Origin of the sequence: Cupriavidus sp. SIMBA_020, assembly GCF_046535395.1 — a bacterium.
GTDB classification, from domain to species: domain Bacteria; phylum Pseudomonadota; class Gammaproteobacteria; order Burkholderiales; family Burkholderiaceae; genus Cupriavidus; species Cupriavidus campinensis.
In genome coordinates, this window is record NZ_JAWRWU010001316.1 from 1 (window position 1) to 248 (window position 248).

At 64.9% G+C, this 248-nt stretch carries 1 pseudogene; it reads left to right on the forward strand.

The features are described from left to right. Positions 1-117 precede the first annotated feature (117 nt). Positions 118-248, forward strand: a pseudogene (locus tag SB751_RS33765) (DNA-binding response regulator); the annotation flags it as partial.

A 248-nucleotide genomic window follows, 5' to 3' on the forward strand; every position in this document is an offset into this window, starting at 1 on the left:
TTGCGATCCTCGCCTTCCTCGCGGGCGGCGTCGCGGCGGAAATGGCGCACCCCGTGCAATGCGAACTGATCAATGCGAGCCGGGTGCAGATGAAACGCAGGAGGCAATGAGCTGTCGATGGAAACCACCGACCACGTGCTGATCGTCGACGACGATCGCGGCATCCGCGAACTGCTCGCGGGCTATCTGGAGAAGAACGGCATGCGCGTTTCGCTGGCCGCCAACGGCCGGCAGATGCGCGCCGTGCT